At 72.8% G+C, this 24,445-nt stretch carries 16 protein-coding genes and 1 other RNA gene; 4 read left to right on the top strand and 13 right to left on the bottom strand.

Annotated features, from left to right (window positions below):
* From H300_RS0119935 to ftsE, 6 genes are all read right to left on the bottom strand, one after another.
* Positions 1 to 478 (bottom strand): glycoside hydrolase family 19 protein (locus H300_RS0119935; protein WP_028428821.1); only part of this gene is annotated, 478 nt, incomplete at its 3' end.
* Positions 479 to 740: 262 nt separating this feature from the next.
* Positions 741 to 1,112: a transfer-messenger RNA gene (ssrA, locus tag H300_RS30575) on the bottom strand.
* A 231-nt stretch (positions 1,113 to 1,343) separates the two neighbouring features.
* The gene (gene smpB, locus H300_RS0119925; protein WP_028428820.1) at positions 1,344 to 1,823 is read right to left on the bottom strand and encodes an SsrA-binding protein SmpB; all 480 of its coding nucleotides are present in this window, start codon (positions 1,821 to 1,823) and stop codon (positions 1,344 to 1,346) included.
* A gap of 17 nt (positions 1,824 to 1,840) precedes the next feature.
* Positions 1,841 to 3,004, bottom strand: a complete 1,164-nt coding sequence (locus tag H300_RS0119920; RefSeq protein WP_028428819.1) for a S41 family peptidase — start codon at positions 3,002 to 3,004, stop codon at positions 1,841 to 1,843.
* Between the two features lie 78 nt (positions 3,005 to 3,082).
* Positions 3,083 to 3,994, bottom strand: a complete 912-nt coding sequence (ftsX, locus tag H300_RS0119915) for a permease-like cell division protein FtsX (RefSeq protein WP_028428818.1) — start codon at positions 3,992 to 3,994, stop codon at positions 3,083 to 3,085.
* Between the two features lie 9 nt (positions 3,995 to 4,003).
* A complete protein-coding gene (gene ftsE, locus H300_RS0119910; protein ID WP_028428817.1) occupies positions 4,004 to 4,693 on the bottom strand; it encodes a cell division ATP-binding protein FtsE in 690 nt (229 codons plus the stop codon).
* A gap of 275 nt (positions 4,694 to 4,968) precedes the next feature.
* On the opposite strand from ftsE, the gene H300_RS0119905 reads away from it, so the two are divergent.
* A complete protein-coding gene (locus H300_RS0119905; RefSeq protein WP_028428816.1) occupies positions 4,969 to 5,160 on the top strand; it encodes a hypothetical protein in 192 nt (63 codons plus the stop codon).
* A gap of 254 nt (positions 5,161 to 5,414) precedes the next feature.
* Here the strand turns inward: H300_RS0119905 and H300_RS32645 are convergent, their stop codons facing one another.
* The 4 genes from H300_RS32645 to H300_RS0119885 form a co-directional block, all read right to left on the bottom strand.
* Positions 5,415 to 6,098 carry a hypothetical protein gene (locus tag H300_RS32645; RefSeq protein ID WP_037981149.1) on the bottom strand — a complete coding sequence of 228 codons (684 nt, stop codon included), beginning with the start codon at positions 6,096 to 6,098 and terminating at the stop codon, positions 5,415 to 5,417.
* A gap of 307 nt (positions 6,099 to 6,405) precedes the next feature.
* On the bottom strand, positions 6,406 to 7,524 hold the full coding sequence (prfB, locus tag H300_RS0119895) for a peptide chain release factor 2 (RefSeq protein ID WP_028428814.1): 1,119 nt from the start codon (positions 7,522 to 7,524) through the stop codon (positions 6,406 to 6,408).
* A gap of 40 nt (positions 7,525 to 7,564) precedes the next feature.
* Positions 7,565 to 8,779: a serine/threonine-protein kinase gene (locus H300_RS0119890; RefSeq protein ID WP_028428813.1), complete on the bottom strand. Its 1,215-nt coding sequence runs from the start codon at positions 8,777 to 8,779 to the stop codon at positions 7,565 to 7,567.
* Between the two features lie 152 nt (positions 8,780 to 8,931).
* Positions 8,932 to 10,590, bottom strand: coding sequence for a serine/threonine-protein kinase (locus H300_RS0119885; RefSeq protein WP_028428812.1), 1,659 nt, complete (start codon positions 10,588 to 10,590; stop codon positions 8,932 to 8,934).
* Positions 10,591 to 11,030: 440 nt separating this feature from the next.
* On the opposite strand from H300_RS0119885, the gene H300_RS0119880 reads away from it, so the two are divergent.
* The gene (locus H300_RS0119880; RefSeq protein WP_486583957.1) at positions 11,031 to 14,123 is read left to right on the top strand and encodes an FtsK/SpoIIIE domain-containing protein; all 3,093 of its coding nucleotides are present in this window, start codon (positions 11,031 to 11,033) and stop codon (positions 14,121 to 14,123) included.
* A 274-nt stretch (positions 14,124 to 14,397) separates the two neighbouring features.
* A complete protein-coding gene (locus tag H300_RS28085) occupies positions 14,398 to 16,602 on the top strand; it encodes a CDP-glycerol glycerophosphotransferase family protein (protein ID WP_051270235.1) in 2,205 nt (734 codons plus the stop codon).
* A 75-nt stretch (positions 16,603 to 16,677) separates the two neighbouring features.
* On the opposite strand, the gene H300_RS0119870 is transcribed toward H300_RS28085, so the two are convergent.
* The 3 genes from H300_RS0119870 to H300_RS0119860 all read right to left on the bottom strand — a co-directional run bounded on the left by H300_RS0119870 (position 16,678) and on the right by H300_RS0119860 (position 23,480).
* Positions 16,678 to 21,714 (bottom strand): NAD-glutamate dehydrogenase, encoded by a 5,037-nt coding sequence (locus H300_RS0119870; RefSeq protein ID WP_028428810.1) that lies wholly within the window; start codon positions 21,712 to 21,714, stop codon positions 16,678 to 16,680.
* Positions 21,715 to 22,157: 443 nt separating this feature from the next.
* Positions 22,158 to 22,853: an HAD family hydrolase gene (locus H300_RS28080; RefSeq protein WP_037981141.1), complete on the bottom strand. Its 696-nt coding sequence runs from the start codon at positions 22,851 to 22,853 to the stop codon at positions 22,158 to 22,160.
* 132 nt (positions 22,854 to 22,985) lie between these two features.
* Positions 22,986 to 23,480, bottom strand: coding sequence for a DUF6912 family protein (locus H300_RS0119860; RefSeq protein ID WP_028428809.1), 495 nt, complete (start codon positions 23,478 to 23,480; stop codon positions 22,986 to 22,988).
* A gap of 286 nt (positions 23,481 to 23,766) precedes the next feature.
* Between H300_RS0119860 and H300_RS31220 the strand changes: the two genes are divergently transcribed.
* A complete protein-coding gene (locus H300_RS31220; RefSeq protein WP_028428808.1) occupies positions 23,767 to 24,210 on the top strand; it encodes an Rv3235 family protein in 444 nt (147 codons plus the stop codon).
* Positions 24,211 to 24,445: the final 235 nt, after the last annotated feature.

Raw genomic sequence — 24,445 nt, 5'->3', positions numbered from 1 at the left:
CCTGCTCCACGATGTGCACCAGGCCGCCGGTCTCGTGGCTGGCGTTGGCGAGGAAGGCCGCGGCCTCCCGGCGCTTCGTGGTCTCGTCACCGGTGTTGGTGAAGCCCGGGTACGCACCGAGCGCGTCGACCAGGCCCTGGTAGGTGTAGAAGGGGTTCCGGTTCGGGAACATCTGGTTGAACTGCGCCTGACTCACGACGAAGTCACCCGGATTGCCCGGGTCCGGGTCGCCCGGGTCGCCGCCGTCGGAACCGCAGGCACCCTGGTTCTCCCAGACGTCGACACCGGCAGCCGGTGCCTGGTTCTGCGTCCACCACTTGGCACGCCAGTTGTTGCCGTTGTGCGAGGCGACGTCGCCGTTCCAGTACACGCTGGAGGAGTTCCAGGCGGCCGCACACGCCGGGGCGGCGGTGGCCGTGGCGGCCGGAACGACCACGGCAAGCGCTCCGAGCAGCGCGGACGCGGCGAAGAACGCCATGATCCGTTGTCTCAACACGAGATGACCTCCATGCGGCACTGCCGCAAGTGCGGGGGGTTGGTGGAGGACAGTCAAAGGCAATGGTCTGAACCAGTCAAGGTTTAGACCATTACTGATTCGAGAATCCGCCCCGCGCGGGCCCGCTCGGAAGCGGGTCCGCTCCCCGCGCAACCGCACCGCCACCCGGCAGCACACCGGCAGCACAAGGCAAGGGCCCCCGTTCCGCCGCTGGCGGAACGGGGGCCCTTGCCCAACATGGGATGAGTGGAGATGGCGGGAATCGAACCCGCGTCCAACGGTGCGGAAGGAGGGCTTCTCCGAGCGCAGTCTGCTGCGATTTTCTCAGCCCCGGCAGTCACGCAGACAAGCTGCCGACAGGCTCAGTCACTGTTTGATGTCCCGGTGGACCCCGTGACCGGGTCTACGCGGTGAGTTCCCTAGCTGATGCCAGGATCCGGGTCGGGAACGCACCCGGGCTGACACTTCGCAAGTCGCTGCTCAGGCAGCGAGGGCGAAGGAATCGCGCTTGGAATTGGCGATTATTTTTTTGCGGCAGGTGGTTATCGAGATCATTGCCGCGTTCCTCGGCTCGCTTCCCCTACTTCGACATCCGCTGTCGAAACCGATCATCCCCATGTTCTGTTGACAAGCACGTCGTGGTCCCGAACCGGTACCGAGGCTGCTGCCTCCCGGTGCGCTCCCGCAACGGCGCTGCTGTCGCCATCCTACGTGAACAACGCCGCGGACGGCCAGCGCGTTCCCGCCCGACCGGTGGATTCCGCCCGGACCCGGCCGGCCGCCGGAGCGCGCGGCCGCCTGACCGTCCGGGACGGCGCCGGAGGCACGGGAGCGGTGGGCGGGTGGATCAGGCCCGCTCGCGGCGCTTGACGGCGGAGATCACCCGCTCGGCCTCCCGCCGGTCCTGCTTCTCGCGGAGGGTCTGCCGCTTGTCGTACTCGCGCTTGCCGCGCGCCAGCGCGATCTCGACCTTGGCCTTGCCGTCCTTGAAGTACAACCGCAGCGGCACCAGCGTCAGCCCCGACTCCTGGAGCTTGCCGATCAGCTTGTCGATCTCGCCGCGGTGCATCAGCAGCTTGCGCTTGCGCCGAGCGCTGTGGTTGGTCCAAGTGCCCTGGCTGTACTCCGGAATGTGCACGTTGTGCAGCCACGCCTCGCCGCCGTCGATCTGGCCGAAACCGTCGACCAGGGACGCGCGTCCCATCCGGAGCGACTTCACCTCCGTCCCGGTGAGCACCAGGCCGCACTCCCAGGTGTCCAGGATCAGGTAGTCGTGCCGTGCCTTCTTGTGCTGCGCGATGAGCTTTTGACCCGATTCTTTTGCCATAGCCGGACCATTGTTCCTCACCCGCGGGCCGCGAGGCCACCCAATACCTGGCGCGCCTTGTCCTCGGTCCGCTGACCGGGGCCGACGGCGACGTCCGGCGTCAGTCCCGTGCCGTCCAGCACCCGCCCGGTGGGCGTGGTGTAGTGGCCGACGGTGAGTTCCGCCACCGAGCCGTCCGGCTGCTCCAGGGGCATCTGCACCGAACCCTTGCCGAAGGTGCGGGAACCGACCACCAGGGCCCTGCCGCGGTCCTGGAGGGCCCCGGCGAGCAGCTCGGCTGCGCTCATCGTCCCGCCGTCCACCAGGACCACCAACGGGACGTCCGGAGAACCGCCCGGCTCCGCGTACAGCGCGTGCTCGGTGCCGTCGTCACCGTAGGCGGCCACCAGACCGCCGTCGAGGAACGCCGAGGCCGCGGCGACCGCCTCGTGCAGCAGCCCGCCCGAGTTGCCACGCAAGTCCAGCAGAACGCCGGTGCCCTCGGGCAGTCCCTCGACGGCCTCCCGCACCCGGGCTCCGGAGTCCTTCGTGAAGGAGGTGATCCGCACCGCGGCAGCTCCCCGCCCGAGCGGCTCGGCGGTGACCGACCCGGTGTCCAGCAGGGCGCGGACGAGTTCCTCGTCCCAGCGGGAGCCGTCCCGGCCCAGCGAAAGGGTGACGCCGCTGCCCTCGCCGGCGGCCGCCTCCCCCGAGGCCCCGCCCCGGAGCATCGCCACCACCTCGGTGACCGGCACCCCGGCGACCTCTCGGCCGTCCACACCGCTCAGCCGGTCGCCGGGGCGGATTCCCGCCCGGGCGGCGGGGCTGCCCTCCGTGACGGCGTCGACGAGAACCGTGCCGTCGGAGTCGGTGCGCACCGCGAGCCCGACACCGACGTAGCTGCCCTCCAGGGCCTGACGCAGCCCCTCGTACTCCCGGGCGGTGTAGGCGGCCGACCAGCGGTCGCCGCTGCGGCTCACCAACTCGTGGGCATCACCGGCGTGGACGCCCCCCACGTCGCCCGGTTGCTCCGGCCGTATCGGCACCCCTTCCGAGACCGACCCGGCCTCGGCACCTCCGGCGTGCTCGACCGTCCACGACTCGGTCGCGAACCCGGCCACCAGCACCCCGGCGAAGACCAGTGTCAGGGCAGCCCCGCGGCGGACGCGGTGGGGCTGGACGAACATCCATGGACCCGACATGGTGCGGAGTCTAGGACAGGCAGGGGCGCCGCACGCCAGCTTGGCCGCACGGCGCCCGCGTCCTTCGTCACACCCGATTCACACCTTCAGGTACTTGCGCAGAGCGAGGAAAGCTGCGAGCGAAGGCATCAGAACCCCCACGATCAGAACGAACGGCATCACCTTGAGGACCGAGTCCCAGCCGATGAACTGGATCAGCGCGATCCGCTCCTGCAGCCAGTTGTTGATCAGGAAGTACTTGCCGCCGATCAGCAGCAGGCAGGCCAGCGTGGCGCCGATCAGGCCGGCGATGGCAGCCTCCAGGATGAACGGCATCTGGATGTAGAAGCTGGACGAGCCGACCAGCCGCATGATCCCGGTCTCCCGCCGCCGGCTGAACGCGGACACCCGGACGGTGTTCACGATCAGCAGCAGCGCGACCACGAGCATCAGCGCCATCACGCAGACCGCGGCGAAGTTCATCCCGTTCAACAGGTTGAACAGGTTTTCCAGCAGACTTCGCTGGTCCTGTACCTCCTGCACCCCGTCCCGTCCGCCGAACGCCGTCTGGATCACGTCGTACTTGGTCGGGTCGGTGAGCTTGACCCGGTAGGACTCCTGCATCTGGTCCGGGGTCAGCGAGGACGCCAGCGGAGAGTCCTGGAACTGTTCCTTGTAGTGCTTGTACGCCTCGTCGCTGGACTCGTGGAAGACCGTGTCGACGACCTTGAGCTTCTCCAGGTCCGCCTTGATCTCACGCTTCTGCTGATTGGTGACGGCGCCCTTGGTGCACTGCGGGTCCGTCTCGGCGTCGTTCTTGTTGCACAGGTAGATCGACACCTGAACCTTGTCGTACCAGAAGCCCTTCATCGAGTTGACCTGCTCGTTGGCCAGCAGGGCGGCACCGAGCAGCGCCAGTGAGATCGCCACCGAGACGATCACCGCGAAGGTCATCGTCAGATTGCGGCGGAGACCGACGCCGATCTCCGACAGTACGAACTGGGCGCGCATGGCGTCCTTTCAGTGCTGGTAGCCGTAGACGCCGCGCGACTGGTCGCGCACGAGACGGCCCTTCTCCAATTCGATCACTCGCTTGCGCATCTGGTCGACGATCTGCTGATCGTGCGTGGCCATCACGACCGTCGTCCCGGTCCTGTTGATGCGGTCGAGCAGTTTCATGATGCCGACGGAGGTGTGCGGGTCCAGGTTGCCCGTCGGCTCGTCCGCGATCAGCAGCAGCGGCCGGTTGACGAAGGCCCGCGCGATCGCCACCCGTTGCTGCTCACCGCCGGACAGCTCACCGGGCATCCGGTCCTCCTTGCCGCCGAGCCCGACCAGGTCGAGCACCTCCGGCACGGTCTTGCGGATCTGACCGCGGGACTTGCCGATGACCTCCAGCGCGAACGCGACGTTCTCCCCCACCGTCTTGTTCGGCAGCAGCCGGAAGTCCTGGAAGACCGTGCCCAACTGGCGCCGCATCTGCGGCACCTTCCAGTTGGAGAGCCGGTTCAGGTCCTTGCCGAGTACGTGCACCTGCCCGTACGAGGCGCGCTCCTCCCGCAGGACGAGGCGCAGGAACGTGGACTTGCCGGAGCCGGACGAGCCGACGAGGAACACGAACTCACCGCGGTCGATCTCCAGCGAGACATCGCGGAGCGCGGGGCCGGTCTGCTTGGGATAGCTCTTGGAGACGTTGTCAAAACGAATCACGGATTCACACCACGTCGACCTGGGTAGGGGCAGTCAAAGCCGCGGGGCGGCTTGCCTTCGGTGTGGGCGACCATACGCGAAGCACCGGACAGCCCGCAGACACCGTCCGGTATCACCGGTTCGTCCCCGTGACGAACCGGCCCAAAGCAGGCAGCGCCCCGCTCCGTCCTCCGCCGTGCTGCGCACCGGCTCCGCCCCTGGCACAGTGGTATCGGCGCTACCGGGGGAACGTATCGCTCCGCTGCGGCGTTGGCGCAGTAGAGGGAGGATTTCGCATGACATGCGATCGACTGGTGTGCGCCAACTGCGCGGGGCCGGTGAATGAGGCCCGCTGCTCGGTCTGCCGAGCCGAGCGAGCCCGACTTCACCGCCAGGAAGGCCCCCTGGCCGGCCTCACACCCCAGGCCCTGTTCCTGCTGCTTCTGACCCTGCTGGCCGTCGCGCTGCTCTTCGGCCGGCTCGTCTGAGCCGACACCCCTCCGCGGCCCCCATGCGCAGCCCGGTGCGCGCATGGCCGCCTTTCGTACGCGAACGGCACCGCGGGGCCCGGACACGGCGGTGAATCCCGCCGTGTCCGGGCCCCGCGGTGCCGTTGCAGCGATCTCGCGTACTCCCGGCCGCCGGCCCGGGTGGACCGGCGACCGGGGAGCGCCTCGGCGGCGGCGGGGACGCCTCGGCGCCCTGCCGCCTCACCTGCCTCGACGCCGCACGCACCGCGGCCTCAGGCGGCGGCCGCGCCGTCGCGGTTCATCATCCGCGGCAGCATCCGGAAGCCGATGCCACCGGCGATCATCGTCGCCGCGCCGGCCAGCAGGAAGCCGGTCTCGGCCGCGCCGGTCTCCGCCAGTTCCTCGCGGCCCCCGCCCTGAGCGGCGGGCTGCGGGTCCTGAGCGGCGGGCTGCTGCGGCGTGGTGATCTGCTCCTTGCCGCCGCCGTCCGGCGCGGCGCCCGAGCCACCGGTGGTTTCCGGGTCCAGGCCGCCGCCGGAGCCGCCCTGGCTGGTCGACCCGCCGTCGCCACCGGAACCGCCGTTGTCACCGCCCCCCGTCGCCGGGTCCGTCGGATCGGCCGGGTCCGTCGGATCGGCCGGATCCGTCGGGTCCGTCGGATCGGTCGGATCGGCCGGATCGGCCGGATCCGTCGGGTCCGTCGGATCGGTCGGATCGGCCGGATCCGTCGGGTCCGTCGGATCGGTCGGGTCCGGGTCGTCCGGGTCGTCCGGGTCGGGCTCCGTCGGGGCCGGGTCCTCGGGGACGTCCGGGCCGCCCTCGTCGAACGTGGTCACGGAGTCGCTGTCGGGGTTCGCGGCCTGCGCGACGCCCGCAACGGTGAGCGAGGCGCCCGCGGCGAAGACCGCGCCGGCCGCGATCCGCGCGAGACGCACCCGCGTTCTGGAATTGGTCACTACCAACTACCCCCAGTAGTCTGCTTGAGCAATGGAGCAGCGGCGCCGGAAAGCTTCTGCTGGAGACCTCGATGGATCCGGTCCGCGATCGTCTCGGCGACCGGGTGTCCGGCTCGTCCCCGTGGTGCAGGGTCGTGGCACACGCCTGCCGAGTGGACACCCTTCCCACTTTCCACAACAGCGTCAAGCGAGACGTGCGGGAAATGTCCGCCGTGGGCGGTCACTTGCGACCCCGGACGTTCCGTTGTGAGGGAGAGCACACCTGCCCGCGGGCGGAGCCCAGGATTCACCTCGGGGTCGCCGACGGTCAGGCGGTGGCTTCCTGCTCCTGTTGCTTGCGCCAGCGGATACCGGCCTCCAGGAATCCGTCGATGTCGCCGTCCAGGACCGCCTGCGGGTTTCCGACCTCGTGGTCGGTACGGAGATCCTTGACCATCTGGTAGGGCTGGAGGACGTAGGAACGCATCTGATTGCCCCAGGAGTTGCCGCCCTCCGCCTTCAGGGCGTCCATCTTGGCCTGCTCCTCCGCCCGGCGGTGCGCCAGCAGTCGAGCCTGCATGACGCGCATCGCCGCCGCGCGGTTTTGGATCTGCGACTTCTCGTTCTGGCAGGAGACGACGATGCCGGTGGGGATGTGCGTCATCCGGACCGCGGAGTCGGTGGTGTTGACCGACTGGCCGCCCGGGCCGGAAGACCGGAAGACGTCGATCCGCAGCTCGTTCTCCGGGATGTCGATGTGGTCGGTCTGCTGCACGACGGGCAGCACCTCGACACCCGCGAAGGAGGTCTGCCGACGGCCCTGGTTGTCGAAGGGCGAGATCCGCACCATCCGGTGGGTGCCCTGCTCGACCGAGAGGGTGCCGTAGGCGTAGGGGGCCCGCACCGAGAAGGTGGTGGACTTGATGCCCGCCTCCTCCGCGTAGGACGTGTCGAGTACCTCCGTCGGGTAGCCGCGGCGCTCGGCCCAGCGCAGGTACATGCGCTGGAGCTGCTCGGCGAAGTCGGCCGCGTCCACACCACCCGCCTCGGCCCGGATGCTGACCATCGCCTCCCGCTGGTCGTACTGGCCGGAGAGCAGTGTCCGCACCTCCAGCTCGTCCACCAGCTTCTGGGCGGCTGCCAGCTCGCTCTCCACCTCGGCGCGGGCGTCGGCGTCGTCCTCGGACTGCGCCAGCTCGAAGAGCACCTGGATGTCGTCGATCCGGGCGTGCAGCTCCTCGACCTTCCTGAGCTGGCCCTGGAGGTAGGAGAGGCGGCTGGTGACCTGCTGGGCGTGCTCCAGATCGTCCCAGAGCGTGGGGGACGCGGCCTGCTCCTCCAGCACGGCGATATCGGACCTCAGCTTGTCGAGGTCGAGTACGGCCTCGATCGACTCCATGGTGGAGGAGAGGGATTTCAGTGCTTCGGATACATCGACGGCTGCCACGTCTCCAGCCTACCGGCTGACCGGGGCGCCCCCAGCAGGGTCACGGGGTGGGATTCTGCACCGCCGGCGGGCCTCCCATGCCTCCGGTGGACTCACCGTCGGGACCGAAGGCCAGCCAGCCGCCCACCCCCAGTGCCACCGCCGCCGCGGTGGCCGCGACGCCCAGCTTCACCCGCCGCCGCCGCTCGGCGGCCCGGTGCCTGGCCGAGCCGGCGCGGGGCTGCCCGGGGGCCCGCACCGCGCGCGCGGTGCCGTGGGCGCCCCCGGCAAGCTCCTCCGCGCCGGGGACCCGCATGCTCGTGTGCGTGTCCCGGTTCGCCGAATCGGGTGACGGCTCGCCCCGGACCAGCGGGACGGCGCCCCGGGCCACCGGCTCCGGCTCGGGGTCCGCGGGGCGGGGCGGTTCCGCGGGCTGCTCCGGTTCCGTCTCGTCGATGCGCAGGGCCGGGTACCCGGCGAGTGCGGGCAGCAGCTCGCGCAGTCGGGTCGCCAGCTCGGGCGCCCGGTAGCGGGACGCGGGTGCCTTGGCCAGGCACTGGTGTATCAACCGCCACAGCTCGTCCGGGATGCCGGGCAGCGGGGCGACCGCCTCGGTGACGTGGCGGCGCAGCACGGCCCCCGGGTGGCCGCCACCGAAGGGCGTGAACCCGGCGAGCAGTTCGTAGAGCACCGTGGCCAGGGCGTAGATGTCCACTGCGGCCCGCGGCGGCAGCCCCTCGACGATCTCCGGTGCGACGTAGTCGGGGGTTCCGACCACCCGCCCCGCGCCACCCCGGCGCGGCTCGTCGATCAGCTTGGCGACCCCGAAGTCGGTGAGCAGCGCCCGCCGGGTCTCACCGTCCAGGAGGATGTTCTCCGGCTTGACGTCACGGTGCACGTACCCGGCCTTGTGCGCGGCGGCCAGCCCGTCGGAGACGTCGGCGGCCAGGGCCACCGCTTCCTGGGGGGTGAGGCGGCGCTCCTGGTCGAGCAGGGTGCGCAGATCCGATCCGCGGACGAGGTCCATCACCAGGGCGAGGTCGTTGCCGTCGACGACCAGGTCCCGCACCCCGACCACCCGCGGGTGGTCCAGGCTGACCAGAGCCGCCCGCTCCTGCACGAAGCGGCCGACGAGTTCCTGGTCCGCGGCCAGGTCCTCGCGCAGCAGCTTGATGGCGACGGGCCCGTCGGGGCCCGCACCCAACCACACCGTGCCCGCGCTCCCGCGTCCCAGGATCTGATGAGCGGTGTACCGGCTGCCGATCTTCCGTGCCATGACGACAAAGCTACGCGGCGCGGGGGCGCACTCGGGCCAAGGTCGGCGACAAGCGCCGCATCTGTACCGGAAAGACCCCTGTTATGTCGACAAAACTCTGAGCCCGTGCGGTCGTTCCGTGCGGGCCCGCTCCGCGGGGCGGGCCCGCACGCCTAGAAGTTCTCGGAGACCCCGCCGATCCACTCGCTCACCGAACCGAACCAGTCCTTGGTGGTCTCCCAGAAGCTCTTCCCCTCGGCGACCCACTCGGGGACGGGGGTGAAGTTCCAGATGAGCGCCACCACGGCCACCATGATGAGGATCATGAAGAAGCAGCCCTTGAGGCACCCCAGGCCCGGGATCCGCATCGGGTTGGCGCTCGGTCGGCGCGGCTCCCGGGACGGGCGCGGCTCGCGGGGCTCGGTGCGCTGCGGGTCGTACCGCTGGGGCGCCGGCTGCGCGGACGGGGGCGGGGCGTAGCGCTGCGGGGCCGGCCGCGGCTCGGCCCGCGGAGCGCCCTGCTGCCGGTGGTCCTGCTGCCTGTCCTGCCCCCGGCGGCCGGGAGGGGGCTGCGGGGCCGGTGGCGGCGGTGCCTGCCGGGCGGGGCGGCGGCGCAGCGGGTCCTCGCCCGGGTCGAGAGGCTGCACCTGGGTCTGCTCGTTGCGGTCCCGGGCCGCTCGCAGTTGGCTCTGCCACGGGTGCGGGTCCGGTGGGCCGCCCTGCGGCGGCCCACCGGGCACCGGCGGCAGCACGGACGTCGGGTCGGCGTTCGGGTTCCCGCCTCCGGGGCCGCCCGGGGACTGCGGCAGCACGCTGGTGGCACCATCGGGGTCGTAGCCGGCTGCCGCGCCGCCGCTGCCGGAGGGCAGTACCTGTGTGGCGGGCGACTCATCCGGCCCGCTGCCCGGCACGCTCGGCGGCCGGACTGCGGGGACGAGCAGCGCGCCGACCCCGAGGGCGGCCCGGTACTGCTCGTGGGTGGCTCCCGTCGCGAGCCCGGCCGCGACCGTGCGCAGGCCCTGGGCCAGCGACTCGGCGCTCGGACGCTCCTCGGGGTTCTTGCGCAGGCACCGCTCGACGACCGTCCACAACGGTTCGGGCATCTGCCCGGGGCGGGGCGGCTGTTCGCTGAGGTGCCGCTGGAGCACCTCCAGCGCCGAGCCGCCGCCGAAGGGGGGCCGGCCGGTGAGTACTTCGTAGAGCAGGATGCCGGCGCCGTAGATGTCCACCGCCGAGGTCTGCGGCCTGCCCTCCGCGGACTCGGGGGCGACGTAGGCGGGGGTGCCGACGAACTCGTGGGTCCGGGTGAGGCCGGGCGAGTCGGCGAGCCGGGCGATGCCGAAGTCCGTGAGCATCGGCCACATGCCCTGCTCGCTCTCCGCGAGCAGCACGTTGGCCGGTTTCAGATCCCGGTGGAGGACGCCGTCGGCGTGGCTGGCGGCGAGCGCGTCGGCCACCTGCGCGGTGAGCAGCGCGGCCCCGACCGGGGAGAGTGGACCGTTCTCACGGAGGTAGCGGTGCAGGTCCGGGCCCTCGACCAGGTCCATGACCAGCGCGAGCAGATCGCCCTCGACCACCAGGTCCCGGGTGCGCACGATGTTCTGGTGGGTGAGCCGCAGCAGGACGGAGCGTTCCCGCAGGAAGCGCATCACCACGTCCGGGTCGTGCGCAAGCTCCTCCTTGAGAACCTTGATCGCGAGCAGTTCGCCGGGATGCCCCGCGACAGCGGCCTCCTCGCCCGCCCGCTCCCGCTGGCGGGCACGCCAGACGGTGCCCGTGGCCCCGCGCCCGAGCGGCTCCTCGAGCAAGTACTTGCTGCCTACCGGCCGCACGTCATCGGCTCCCTGGTCGTCCTGTGGCTGTGCACCGGACCGCGGTCGGCCCGGCCCCGGCCCACTCTAATGCCGCACGCGACGCCCGGCGGGTGGAGTGCGGCACCGGCCGGGACCGCCTCACACGGCGACTCCCCGGCAAGACGCGCACCGCGGGCTGAGGGTTGCCGCGGGTCGCCGCGGAAGTGTTCCGGCGGACGGCGCGGCCGGACGTCAACGCTTCCCCCAGGGGCCACCCGAGGGCCGGGGCAGGTCACTCGCGCTCGTACGGCGCTCAGAAACGCTCGACACAAGGTATGAACTCGGCCACATCCGTAGTCACTTTCCAGCCGGGTGCACAAATCAAGATCATTCTATGGCGGTAGCGGCGCGAAACCGGGATGGCGGGTGCGAGGATACGTCTACGGTCTGGCGCATGGTTGATGAACCGGGAGGGTCCGATGCCGAACCAGATCCGGCTCACTGTCCTCGGGCCGCGCAGCGGTCCGCAGCAGGACGCCGCCGCGTGCGACGTCCTGGTGACGGCACCGGCCGGGACGGTACTGGCGACGGTGGCTGGCGCACTGGCGACCGCGCACGCCACCGCTTCCGGCGTCCCGGCCTCGCCCGGTGACCCGGTCACGCTCTACTGCGGTTCACGACGGCTCGACCCGCAGCGGCAGATGGTCGGCGAACCACCTCTGATGGACGGCGCGGTCGTCACCTTGCACGCCCCTTCCGGTCACCCCGCGACCGCGGTCCCGGACGGGATCAGGCTCGACGTCGTGGCCGGACCGGACGCCGGCGGCGTGCACCTGCTGCACGGCGGCCGCGTGCGGATCGGGCGGTCCACCGGAGCGGACGTGGTGCTCGACGACCCGGACGTGTCCCGGCTGCACTGCGCGGTGACCGTCGCGGACACCGGCGCGGTGACCGTCACCGATCTCGGTTCCACCAACGGCACCAGCGTGAACGGCCGTCCGGTGCACGACCGTCCGGCCCCGCTGCTCCCCGGCGCGGCCCTGCGGGTCGGCGAGACGCTGCTGCGGCTGCACGCCCCGGCCGAGGACCGCCGCACCGGCACCGGGCACTCCCCCGACGCTCCGGAGGCCCCGGTACGGCCCGCCGTCCGGGAGGCCGCCACCACCCGGCAGCCCACACCGCTCCGCGGCACCGCCGCCCCCGTCCCGGCGCAGAACACCGGCCCGGCCCGGCGCAACGCGGCCGGGCGGCCGGTCGGCGGGGCCCGGGCGCCGGAGGAGATCGAGCACCGCCGGGAGCAGCGCTCCGACGACGGCGCCGCTGGCACGCACCGCGCCGGGCACGCCCACCCGGTCACCGATCACGAACACCCCGGGCACGGCGGGGCGGCCGGCACCGAGGAGTCCGCCGAGGACCGGCGGTCCCGGGGCGGCATAGGCGGCTGGGCCCGCCGGCTCACCGGCAGACGCGCCGAAGGGCCCGAGGCCGCGGCCGACCACGGGGGCACGGCGCAGGACGCCGGGCCGCGGACGGGCGTCCCCGCGCCGCGGGCGGCAGGCGTCCCGGCCGACGGCCGGTGGCCCGACCCGGCGGAGGTGCTGCTCACTGCACTCGGCCAGGGCCCGCGGTTGTGGGAGCGCGGCGCGGACCACCCGCACGCCCTCACCGCCCGGCTGGGCACCGCCCACCACGGCGCGCACCCGGACGCCCCGGTCGCCGTGGCGCTGCGGCGTGCCGGATCACTGGGTCTGGCGGGGCCGCGCGAGCGGCTGCTGCCGATGGCCCGCTCGGTACTCGCCCAACTCGCGGTGCTGCACCCGCCGAGCCTGCTGGAGGTCGTGCTGATCGCCTCCGGGCGGGCGGGCGCCGCCGCGGAGTGGTCGTGGCTGGGGTGGCTGCCGCACACCCGCGCCGCGCGCGGGCAGGACTGCCGGCTGCTCTTCGGCCTCGATCGGACCCAGGCCGCCGCCCGTGCCGAGGAGTTGACCCGCCGGGTCGACGAAGGGCCGCTCGGCAGCGACTGGGTGACGGCCGAGCGGGCGGACGTGCTGGCCGCCGCCGGGCGCCACCGCGGTCCGGCGACGGTCGTCGTGGTCGACGGCGACCCGGGGACGGCCGCCCTGCGGGAGTCCGTCGCCCGGCTGGCCGCCGGGGGCTCCTCCGCGGGGGTACACGTACTCTGCCTGGCCGAGACCCCCGCCACCACCCCGTCCTCCCCGTTCGCCGACACCCTCGCCAGTGCCTACGCCGCGCTGCCGGCCTTCCGCGAGTGCGGTTCCGCCGCCCTGCTGAGCGGCGCGGTGGCCACCGCCGTCCGGCTGGTGGAGCGCGGGGGCGACCCGACCGGTGCACTGGCGACGGTGGACGGCGTGTCCGCGGCCTGGGCGCAGCGCTTCGCGCGGGCGCTCGCGCCGGTGCGCGAGCCGGAGCCGGCGGCGGGCGCCGTACCGGCGGCCCGCCCGGCTGTCGCCCTGCCGCCCGGCTCCCGGCTGCTGGACGAACTGGGGCTGGCCAGGGCGACCCCCGCGGCGCTGCTGGCCCGCTGGTCGCCCGCCTCCGGTGAGGTGCCGGGGGCCGGCGCCGCCTCGCTGGTCCTCGGCGCCGGGCCGCGCGGTCCGGTGACGGCCGACCTGGGGGCCGACCGCAGCCATCTGCTGGTCAGCGGCGCCGCGGGCAGCGGGAAGACCGAGCTGCTGTGCTCGCTGGCCGCGGCTCTGGCCGCCGGGGAGCGCCCGGACCGGCTGGGCCTGGTGCTCATCGACGGCGACGGCGCGGGGCTGGGCGTGTGCGCCGAACTCCCGCACGCCTCGATGTACCTCAGCGCCGGTGAACCCGTCCGGATGCGCGGTTTCGCCCAGGCGCTGAGCGGCGAGTTGAAACGGCGCGCGGAGTTGCTGGGAACGGCGCACTTCGACACCTTCGCCCAGCAGGCCACCGAGACCGCCGCAGCCCGGCGGCGGTCGGCGGCCTCGGACCTCGACAGCGGCACACTCCGGTTGCGGCCGCGCGCCGGCGGCGGCGCAGCCTCCGCACCCGTGCAGTCCGCGCCGCCGCTGCCGCGGCTCGTGGTGCTGGTGGACGACTTCGACGTGCTCGTCGACCCGGCCCTGGGCAACCCCGGCCGCCCGGCGGCGGGTTCGGTGGTGCGCGCGCTGGAGTCGGTCGCCCGGGACGGCATCCGGCTCGGGGTGCACCTGGTGGCCGCCACCGGGCGGCCCGACCGGACGGCCGCCACCGTCGCGGACCAGGGCGCCGCGATGCGGGTGGCGTTGGGCGGTGATCCGGACGATCCCGCCTCGGCCGAGGAGTCCCGGCCCGGGCGCGGGGCACTGCACCGTCCGGACGGCTCGGTGACGCCCTTCCAGGGCAGCCGGGTCACCGGCCGCATCCCGCGGACGGCCACGCTCCGGCCGACCGTGGTCGCGCTCGACTGGGACCGGGCGGGCGACCCGCCCTCCCGGCGGCCGGTGCGCGAGCTGGGCAACGGACCGACGGACCTGGCGCTGCTGGCCAGCGCCACCGAGCGGGCGGCCCGCGAGGCCGGTGCCGAACCGGTGCCCCCGCTGGGCTGAGGCCCCGGCCCGGGACCGCCGGGCAGTGTTCCGGCCCGGCCCGGCCCCGCCCCGGGCGGTGTCCCGGACGGGGCCGGGCGCCCGACACGCCCGGAACCGCGGTCCGGCGGCGCCCGCCCCGGACCCACGCACCGCTGACCCTCGCACCGTCGGCCCACGCGCCGCTGGGCCGAACGGACCATTTCGCTCCGCCGCCCGGTCAGGTGCACGGCACACGTTTGCGAATCGCGCATGATCGGCTTATCAGCCGATCGCGCCCACCCGTGGATGTGCCGTGCCTCGATTCAGCATCATTGTCCCCGTCCATCAGGTGCAGGCATATCTGCCCGAGTGCCTGCAATCCGTGCTGACCCAGTCCTTCACCGATCTCGAACTCGTCGCGGTGGACGACTGCTCGCCCGAGCCCTGCGCCGACCTCCTCGCCGAGACCGCCGCGGGCGACCCGCGGATGACCGTGCTGCGCCTGCCGGAACGGTCCGGCGCCGGCCCCGCCCGCAACTCCGGACTGGCACACGCGCGCGGCGACTACCTGCTCTTCCTCGACAGCGACGACGCCCTCACCCCGGGCGCGCTCCAGGCGGTGGCCGACCGACTGGCCGAGACCGCCGAGCCGGACGTGCTGGTCTTCGACCACGTGCGCACCTTCTGGCACGGCGGCAGCGACCGGGGCAGCCGGGTCGGCGCCCTGGCCCCGCGCGACCCGCAGGTGTTCCGGCTCAAGGACCGTCCCGGGCTGCTCCGGCTGCCGTCCGTCGCCTGGAACAAGGCCTACCGGGGGGCGTTCGTCCGCCAGGAGGGGCTCGGTTTCCCGACCGGCAGCCACGAGGCGACGCCCTGGACCTGGGCGGTCCTGCTGACCTCGGAGGCCACGTCCGTGCTGGACCGGGTCTGCGTCCAGCACCGGCAGCGCCGCAAGGCGTCCGAACCCGGCTCCCGCACCGAAGAGGACGACCGCCGCGACTTCGACCTGTTCCAGCAGTACGACCGCGCCTTCGCGTTCTTGGACGAACGGCCCGGCCTCGCCCGCTGGAAACCGCTTCTCTACCGCCGGATGACGGACCATCTGCTCGCCCTGTTCCTGAAGCCCGGACGGCTGCCGCGCGCGAGCCGGACCGAGTTCTTCCGACGCAGCAGCAGGCAGTGCCTGAGCCACCAGGCCGCCGCCGGACGGACCGACCTGCGGCACCTGCTGGTCCGGCTCGGTGCGCGGCGCACGTTCCAACTGCTGTGGTCCGTGCGGGGCCTGCGGGGGCGGGCGGCACGGGTGTGGGGCGGACTGCGCCGCATCGCCCTGCGGTTGCACCACCGGGTCCAGTCGCGGCGGCCCATCGATCCGGATCTGGCCCTGTTCACCAGCGCCTCACCCTCGGACGGCGGCGACCCGGCCGTGCTGGCCGCACGGGCACGGGCGCTGGTCCCCGGGCTGCGGATCTGCTGGGTCGACCGGGCCGAGGACGCGCCCGTCCTGCCCCCCGGCGTACGGCTGCTGGCTCCGGGGTCCGCCGCCCATTGGACGGCACTGGCCCGGGCCGGCTACCTCGTGGGCGACAGCTCCTTCGGCCCACGGCGGCACAAGCGGCCGGGGCAGGTGCTGGTGCAGACGCACCGCGGTACCCCGCTGGGGCTGATGGGCATGGACCTGCGCGACCGGCCGGCTGCGTCCGCCGGGATCGACTTCGCGAGGCTCCTGGAGCAGGCCGACGAGTGGGACTACAGCCTCTCGGCGAACCGGCACGCGACCCTGGCCAGGGAGCGCGCGTACCCCGGCGGCTGCACCACGCTGGAGTACGGCGCACCGCGGAACGACCTGCTCTGCACCGCCACGTCCGCGGACGTGGCCCGGGTGCGTGCCGAGGCGGGCGTCCCGGACGGGGTGAAGGCGGTGCTGTACGCCCCGGCGCCCCGGGAGTACCTGCACGGCCGGGAGTCGGCACGGCTGAGCAGCACGCGGTTGGCGAACGCCCTGGGCCCCGGGTACACGGTGCTGGACGCCGGAGTCCGCCGTCCGCTGGCCGAGCTCTGCCTGGCGGCGGACGTGCTGGTGACCGACTACGCGCCGGTGATGTTCGACTTCGCGGTCCTGAACCGGCCGATCGTCCTCCACCTGGACGACTGGGAGACCTACCGGGCCACCCGGGGCACCTACTTCGACCTGCCGAGCGCTCCGCCCGGGCCGATCGCCCACGATCTGGAGGAACTGGTCGGGCTCTTCCGCAGCGGGGCCTGGCGGGGCGCGGGGTCGGCCGCCCTGAGGGCCGCCTTCCGAGCCCGGTTCTGCCCGTACGAGGACGGGCAGACCGCCGACCGGGTGGTGCGGGCGGTCTTCCTGAACGCACCCGCCCTGGCCGTGCCGTCCGGGCCCGCGTCCGGCGCGGCCGCGCTGCCGGCCGGCCGCGCCGCGCCGCGGCGGCCGCGGGTGGTCGGTCCGTCGCGGCCGGGCCGTCCGGAGCAGGTGCCCCGGCCGGCCGCCCGGCTCTGAGGCGCTCCGGACCCGCTGGTCCGCCGGCCGGGGCGCGCCCGGGGCGCGCTCCGGCCGGCGGAAGCGGTCGGCCGGTCAGCGGTTGCTGCGGAGCAGGGTGCGCATGGTGCGCATGGCCACCGACAGGTTGGCCAGGTCGAACACCTCCGAGGCCTGGATCTCCTCCAGCGTCGCCCTGGCACGGCCCAGGACCGCGGCGTTCTTCTCCTCCCACGCCTTGAACTGCTGCTCCGGCGAAGCCGAGGGCTCGCCCGCCGCCAGCACGTCGGCGGTCAGCAGCTGGTGGGCCGCGTAGAGATCCTCACGGATCGAGGCCCTGGCCATGGACTGCCAGCGGTCGGCCCGCGGGAGTTCGCCGACGCGGTCCTGGAGCTGGCTGATACCCAACCGGTCCGCGAGGTCGTAGTAGACCTCGGCCACGTCCATCAGATCGCGTCCGGTGCGCTCGGCGACCGCCACCACGTCCAGCGCGGGGAAGACCGACGAGAACCCGGCCACCCGCTGGGCGAGTTCGCTCGGCACGCCGGCCGACTCCAGCTCCTCGTGGATCCGCTCGTACCAGCCCAGGTCCTCGCCCTTGAGCAGCTTGGGCAGTTCCTGCCAGACCTCCTCGACCCGCTCCTCGAAGAAGACGATGGTGTCCGAGAGGTGCAGCGGCTGCGGGCGGTTGCCGAGCAGCCAGCGGGTGGCCCGTTCGACCAGACGGCGCGAGTGCAGCCGCATCCGGGTCTGGACCCGGCCGGACACCACGTTGTCGAGCGCCTCGACCTGGTCCCAGATCCAGGGCATCTCGAAGATGGTCCGGGCGGCGGTGTGCGCCCGGACGATCTCCTCGATGGTCGCGCCGGACTCCTCGCGCAGCCGGTGGAGGAAGGTCGTCCCGCCGGTGTTCACCGTGTCGTTGACGAGCAGGGTGGTGACGATCTGCCGGCCCAGGGCGTGCCGGTCGACCTCCTCGGGGAAGCGCTCCCGGAGCGCCCGGGGGAAGTACTCGTGCACCAGCCGCCGCAGGTACGGGTCGTCCGGCAGGTCGGTGCCGACCAGCGCCTCGGTCACGGTGATCTTGGCGTAGGCGAGGAGGACGGCCAGCTCCGGCTGCGTGAGGCCGACTCCGTTGTGCAACCGCTCCTTGATCAGCCGGTCGGAGGGCAGGAACTCCAGCGAGCGGTCCAGCCGTCCGGCGCGGCCGAGCGACCGCATGAAACGCTGGTGCGCCAGCAGCAGACCGGCGGCCGTCTCCTGGGCGTTGGCCAGGGCCACGTTCTGCGTGTAGTTGTTGCGCAGCACCAGGCCGGCGACCTCGTCGGTCATCTCCGCCAGCAGCGCGTTCCGCTGCTTGACGGTCATGTCCCCGCTGGACACCACCGCGTTGAGCAGGATCTTGATGTTCACTTCATGGTCGGAGGTGTCCACACCGGCGCTGTTGTCGATGGCGTCGCTGTTCACCAGGCCGCCGTTGGTGGCGAACTCGATCCGGCCGAGCTGGGTCAGTCCGAGGTTGCCGCCCTCGCCCACCACCTTGCTCCGCACGTCCCGGCCGTCGACGCGGATGGCGTCGTTGGCCTTGTCGCCGACGTCCTGGTTGCTCTCGGTGGAGGCCTTGACGTAGGTCCCGATCCCGCCGTTCCACAGCAGGTCGACGGGGGCCCGCAGGATGGCCTGCATCAGCTCGGGCGGGGTGAGCTTGGAGACCCCGGCGTCCAGACCGAGTGCCTCCCTGACCTCGGCGCTGATCGGGACGGACTTCGCCGTGCGCGGATGGACCCCGCCTCCGGCGGAGATCAGCCCGGTGTCGTAGTCGGCCCACGAGGACCGCGGCAGCTCGAAGAGCCGCCGCCGCTCGGCATACGAGGTGGCGGCGTCCGGCTCCGGGTCGAGGAAGATGTGTCGGTGGTCGAAGGCGGCGACCAGCCTGACGTGCTCGCTCAGCAGCATCCCGTTGCCGAACACGTCCCCGGACATGTCGCCGATGCCCACGACGGTGAAGTCCTGGGTCTGGGTGTCGTGGTCGAGCTCCCGGAAGTGGCGCTTCACCGACTCCCAGGCGCCCCTGGCCGTGATGCCCATGCCCTTGTGGTCGTAACCCGCCGACCCGCCGGAGGCGAAGGCGTCCCCCAGCCAGAAGCCGTAGGAGACGGCGACCTCGTTGGCGATGTCCGAGAAGGTGGCGGTCCCCTTGTCCGCCGCGACCACCAGATACGTGTCGTCGTCGTCGTGGCGCACCACCTCGTCCGGGGGCACCACCTCGCCGCCGTCCAGGTTGTCGGTGATGTCGAGCAGACCGGAGATGAAGGTGCGGTAGCAGGCGATGCCCTCGGCCATCCAGGCCTCGCGGTCCCTGGCCGGGTCCGGCAGCCGCTTGCCGACGAAGCCGCCCTTGGCCCCGACCGGGACGATGACGGTGTTCTTCACCTCCTGGGCCTTCACCAGCCCGAGGATCTCGGTGCGGAAGTCCTCCCGCCGGTCGGACCAGCGGAGCCCGCCGCGGGCCACCTTGCCGAAGCGCAGGTGGACGCCCTCGACCCGCGGCGAGTACACCCACACCTCGTACTCGGGGCGGGGCGCGGGCAGGTCCGGGATGGCCTGCGGGTCGAGCTTGATCGACACGTAGTCCCGCGGCTCGCCGTCCTCGCCGCGCTGGAAGTAGTTGGTGCGCAGGGTGGCCTTGATGACGGTCAGGAAGGACCGCAGCATCCGGTCCTCGTCGAGGTTGGCGACCGAGTCCAGCGCGCCGTCGAGCTCCTCCAGCAGGCCGTCGGTCAGTTCGGTGCCCGCGCGCTGCCGGGTGGGGGCCAACCGCGCCTCGAAGAGCGAGACGAGCAGCCGGGTGGTGTGGACGTTCTTGCGGAGGGTCTCCTCCATCGTGCCCTGACCGAACTTGGCACCGGCCTGCCAGAGGTACTTGGCGTAGGCCCGCAACACCATCGCCTGCCGCCATGTCAGACCCGCAGCCAGCACCAGGGCGTTGATGCCGTCGTTCTCGGCCCGGCCGTTCCAGACCGCGGCGAAGGTCTGCTGGAACCGCTCCCGGGCGTCGTCGCCCCCGCCCCGCGGCCCGGTCCCGGGCAGCCGCAGACCGAAGTCGTAGATCCAGGCCTTGCGGCCGTCCGCCGGACGCAGTTCGTAGGGCCGCTCGTCGACGACCTCGACCCCCATGGCCTGGAGGATCGGCAGCACCGCGGAGAGCGACACCGGCTGACCCGTCCGGAAGATCTTGAACCGCCGCTCGCCCGGGCCGGCGCCCACCGGTTCGTAGAGGCTGAGCGCGAAGTCGCCGCCGCTGTCGCGGTTCTCCGCGCTCGCCGGGTCGCCCGCACGCCCGGCGGAGGCCGGTGCGCCGGAGGCGGGGCCGTCGGCGAGTGCGTCGATGTGCTGGATGTCCGCGACCGCGGCCCGCGGCGGGAAGTCAGCCTTGTACCCCTCGGGGAAGGCGGCGCTGCCGTAGCGGTGCGCCAGTTCGGCGGCATGTTCCTCCCCGCACTCGGCGAGCAGCGCGTCGGCGAACCCGTCCGCCCAGGACCGGGTGGCGTCGGCGAGCCGGGTCTCGATGCGGTCGGCGTCGGCGTCGGTGAGCCGGTCCAGTTCCGTGCCGGGTTCCACGCGGACGACGAAGTGCAGGCGGGAGAGCACCGACTCGGTGTTCCAGGCCGTGAAGTCCACGCTGGTGCCGTGGAGCTCCTCGGTGAGGATGTCGATGAGGCGCAGCCGCACCGCCGTGGTGTAGCGGTCCCGCGGCAGGTACACCAGCGCCGAGTAGTAGCGGCCGTACTCGTCCTGGCGCAGGAAGAGGCGCAGCTTGCGCCGCTCCTGGAGGTAGAGCACCGAGGTGGCGATGGAGCGCAGCTCACCGACGGGGATCTGGAACAGCTCGTCGCGCGGGTAGGTCTCCAGGATCTGGAGCAGGTCGCGCCCGTCGTGGCTGTCGGGGGTGAAGCCCGCGGCCGACAGCACCGCCTCGACCTTGCGCCGGATGACCGGGATCTGCCGCACCGTCTCCACGAAGGCGGAGGCCGCGAAGAGGCCGAGGAACCGGCGCTCGCCCACCACGTTGCCCTCGGCGTCGAACTTCTTGACGCCCACGTAGTCGAGGTAGGACGCGCGGTGCACCGTGGCGCGGCTGTTGGCCTTGGTGAGCACCAGGAGCTTGTGCTCGCGCGCCTTGGCCCGGACGTCGGAGGTGAGTCGGTTGAACGACGGGGAGACGGGATGGCCCTCGTCGTCCTCGCTGTGGCTGGGGTCGGCCCGCAGGATACCGAGGCCGGTTCCGGGCACCGGCTTGAGGACGTCCTCGGTGCCATCCCCCGCCGGGTGCACGGTGGCGAGCTCGTACTCGCGGTAGCCGAGGAAGGTGAAGCGGTCGTCGGCCAGCCAGCGGAGCAGTTCGGCGGCCTCGCGCACCTCGTCGGCGGGCAGGTCGTCGGTGGGCTCGTCGGGCAGTTCGTCCGCGATGCCGAGGGCGGCGCCGCGCATCTTCCGCCAGTCCTCCACCGCCTCCCTGACGTCGGAGAGCACCCGCAGCAGGTCGGTGGTGATCTGCTGGAGGTCGTCCGGGTCGGTCTCGCGGTCGATCTCGACGTGGATCCAGGACTCGGTGACCGCGTCCGGCGGCAGCTCGGCGGGAGTGTGCGTTCGGGGACGCTCGGTGTGCGGGTCGCGCCCCGCGTCGAGGACCTCCAGCAGCTTCCCCGCGACGTCGCGCCGGACGATCACCTGCGGGTGGATGACGATGTGGATGCCGCGTCCCTGCCGGGAGAGCTCGTTGGTGACGGAGTCCACCAGGAACGGCATGTCGTCGGTGATCACCTCGACGACCGTGTGAGTGCACGTCCAGCCGTTCTCGTCGACCGTGGGGGTGTGGACGCGGACGTTCGCGGTGCCCTGCGGTCGCTCCTGGGCCAGCCGGTGGTGGGAGAGCGCCGCGCCGAGCACGTCGATCGGATCGCGGTCGGTGAGGTCCTCGGGGGCGGTGTGCAGGTAGTAGCGCTGGAGATACGCGATGAGGGCCTCGGAGTCCAGCCCTTGCACCGGGAGACCCCCGGTCGGGCCGCCCTCGGCCGCCTCGGCGGCTCGTACGAGCAGTTCGGCCTTTGCTTCGTCCAGCTTGGTCTGCATGTCCTCTGGCTCCTGTCGCGCGCCGTTGCGTGACGTCAGATGGGTGGGGGCACGACGCCGTTCCGGGCCGCCGTACGCGATGACGGCCTCGGTTCGACGTTACGCCGGAAGGGTCGGTCAGCGGTGCACCGGGCACGGAGCCGGTGCGGGCCGGGAGCGGACAGGGCTTCGTCGCCGTTGTCCCCCGCCACGGATATCGCGCTGATCACGGGATCCAGGCTATCCCCCCGCACCCGGCCCCCGTCATGAGCCGCAGGTGTACAAAACCCGCCCGAAACTTTGACGCGTCGGACAAGGGCGCACCCACCCGGCTCGGCGTACCACCACCGCACGTACGCCCGCACCGCGGGCCGGCGGCTCTGCCCCGCGCCGGGCCCGCGTGGTGGCGGCGCTGCGTGTCGCCCGCGCCTGGCCGGTGACGCGGGCGGAGCGGCGCACCCGGCTCAGTGGTGCGGCTCGACCCGGCGGGCCGCGGCCGCCGGGATGAGGCGCTCCGCGGTCTCGACCGCTTCGGCGAGGCTGTCCACCACCGGGACGCCGGCGGACGCCAGGCTGCTGCGACTGTGCGAACCGCCCGTGTACAGCACCGCGTGCGCACCGATGTGGGCGGCGGCCGCGGCGTCGTCGAGGGCGTCCCCGATGACAATCGTCCGGGACGGCTCCACCCCCTCCATCGACGCCAGGTGTGCGGCCATCTGCCGAGCCTTGCCCACGGAGTTCACCCGTTCGCGGTTGCCGTCGACCCGGTCGAAGTGCTCCGCGATTCCGTGCCGCCGCAGCAGGGGCAGCAACCGGTCGTGCGGGGCGAGCGAGCAGAGCGACTGGGTCGTCCCCGCCGCACGCCGGGCGGCCAGCAACTCCGCCGCGCCCTCCGCCAGGTCCACGGCGTCCGCCAGGGCGAAGTAGTGCCGGTGGAAGACCTCGTCGAGCCGAGCGAACTCCTCCGGGCCCGGGAGCCGTCCGGTGATCCGCTCGTAGAACCTGGGCACCGGCACGCAGTACAGCTCGCGGTAGCGCTCCAGCGTGATCCCCGGCATGCCGAGTTCGGCGAAGGCCGCGTTGGTCGCGTCGAGCACCGCGTGGATGTCGTGCAGCAGGGTGCCGTTCCAGTCCCACACGATGTGGGTCGGCCCACTCACCGCCGTCCGCCCCGCCGAGGCCGTGCCGCCGCATCCGAAGTCATGCCGCCACACTATCCGGGGATGCGCCGACCACCGGCGGTTCTCGGCCGGGGCCCGGCGGGCGCCGCCGGGGCGGAGGGCGCGGCGCGGTCAGAGCAGGTGCTCCAGTTCCTGGACGGCGTACCAGAGCAACTCGTGGTCGTCCGCGGCATCCGCGGCGGCGCGCGCGCCCTCGTCACCGGCGCCGGCGGCCGCCTCCGACGCTGCGGCAACGTCCGGCCCGGCGTCCGGCGCGTCCAGATGGACCGCGGCGGCCTCGGTGAGGACGACCGGCCCGGCCACGACGACCTCGCCCACCGCGTCCGGATCACCGGACCCGTCGGCGGCGGCGACCGAGGCGTCCGCCACGTCCGCCGCGAGCACCACCCGGCGACGGGGTGCCGCCTGGTCCTGTGCCAGCAGTCGCAGGGAGGCCTGCGCGGCACAGCCGAGCGCGACGTACTCCAGCTCCTCCAGGTCGTCCGAGCCGTACCAGGCGCGCAGCGCGGGCGTCACCGCGTAGGCGGCCAGCGGTCCGGGGCCCAGCTCGCGCTGCCGGTGCACCGCCGCGAGTGCGGGGAGCGTCAGGGGGAGGTAGACACGCATCACTGCCGCTTTCGTGTAAGGCCGAACGAGCTGAAGGGCCAGCATACGGGCCGCCGAGCGGGTGATCCGGAACCGTGGGCGCCGACTACTGTCCGGCGATCGCCGCAGGTCGGAGCCGTTCGTGTCAAGCAGACAGGGCGCCACGCCCGGATAGGTGAATTCCGTCCCGCAGTGCGCCGGAGCCCGGACGCGATTGCGTCCGGGCTCCGGCCTCGCTAGAACCGTGCCGAAGCTACCGACCAGTAAGCAGGTCGGGACGAGCACCGAGACCCACGGGGAACAGACGATGACCCTTCGCAACAGGTCCACCCGGCCACCCGGACGGCACGACTCCCGCCGTCCGTCGCGCTCCGCGGTACTCGCCGCCCAGCGCGACCGCCGCGCACGGCAGCCGCACCACTGGTTCGCCGAGCAACTGCTGCTCGTCCTCAGCGGCCGGCGGCCCGTCCACGCTCTCCTCGGGCACACCAGCGGGACCGCCTACGACCAGTTGGCGCACCTGGCCCCGCTGGCACCGCTGCGCGCCCGCACCGCGCGGCAGCCCTCGCCCTCCCCGGTCCTGGAGCAGGTCGGCTGCTCGGTCCCCGGGCCGGGCGCGGTCGAGGTGTACGCACGGGTGTCCGCCGGCGACCGGTCGCGGGCATTGGCGTTCCGGCTGGAGCAGGGCGCCGACCGCCGCTGGCGCTGCGCCGCCGTGGAGCTCGACATCGACCTCGACCCGGTCGACTGACACTCGACGGGAGGGCCACCACGACACGGCAGCCGATGACCCGCCCGGCCGGCAGCCGAAGGAACGGGGGCGCCGTCGCCGACCCAGGGGCGGGGGTCCGCTGTCGACGGGCACGGGCGTTGCTATGCCGTCGCGTTCCGGGCCGTACGCCTCGGGCCGGATGCCGAGTTCCCAAAGGGTCACGCGCCGAACCGATCGCCGTGCCCGGTCGGGTCCGGCGACACCGCGTGTCCCG

It is taken from the genome of Streptomyces sp. TAA040 (genome assembly GCF_000424845.1).
Note: the sequence above shows the minus strand (reverse complement) of the source record. Positions and strands in the feature narration are given on the sequence as shown.